Raw genomic sequence first — 884 nt, forward strand, 5'->3', positions numbered from 1 at the left:
TTTCTGGCGCGCCTGCGGCGACACACGCATGCGCACCATCGCATCGTCAGCGCTACCCGAGACGACTTCCCAGCAGGTGTTGGCTTTGGCTGGAATCAGGAAGTGGCGATTGCGCGCGTTCATCGTCAGGCCACACAGGATTTCCGCGGCCAGAAAGCCTTTGTCGAACACCGTCAGTGAGTCTTCCGGGATCTGCGCCAGCAGGCTTTTGGCGTACACCATTTCGTTGGTGTCGTAGCGACCGAAATTGATATCGGCGATCAGGTGCGTCGGAATGGCGGTGAGCGTCACGGCGCGCACCTGCGGATAACTCGCCACCTTGCCGCTGGCATAGCCCTGCGCGCCAAAGTGCTCGCGGTTGGCCGCGCTGTCCGGGGTGCGCAGTGTGGTGCCATCCAGTGCCCACAGACTTAAGCCCTTGAACGCATGGTGGGCCGCGTCCTGAGTCGTCCACGCTCGCGCGGTCTGTTCAAACAGCCACGCCATCGGCGCTTCGCCAACGCGTTGGCGCGCCTGCGCCGCAGCGCTCTTGCTGACAAACGGGGCGGCCTCGTTGGGCAAGGCCAGATCGAGGCTGTCAAGGACCTCGCTGATCGACCAGTGACGGTACATCGCCAGCGCAATGACCAGCCACACCACCTGCTCGGCCGGAAGGCGACGGCGCCGGATGCTCGCCGTGCCGGTCGCCTGGACTGCGCGTTCGATCCACTCGAAGGGCAGATGCTCGGCCAACCGTCGCAGATCGGCCGGCTCCTGTGCTTCGATCAGGTACGTGAGGTGGTTGGCAAGCATCGCACCGAGAAGTTAACAGCCCGGCGCTCCGTTTACAACCACTTCTCGCTCCACAAACAAAAATGCCGTTCAGCGCTAACTGAACGGCATTA

General features: G+C 62.9%; 1 protein-coding gene. It reads right to left on the reverse strand.

The window, feature by feature from the left end; translation table 11 throughout:
• A partial coding sequence (locus BG60_RS36165) for an IS4 family transposase (RefSeq protein WP_034474669.1) occupies positions 1-792 on the reverse strand: 792 nt, incomplete at its 3' end.
• Between the last annotated feature and the right edge of the window lie 92 nt (positions 793-884).

The sequence above is a fragment of the Caballeronia zhejiangensis genome, from assembly GCF_000698575.1.
Taxonomy (GTDB): Bacteria; Pseudomonadota; Gammaproteobacteria; order Burkholderiales; family Burkholderiaceae; genus Caballeronia; species Caballeronia zhejiangensis.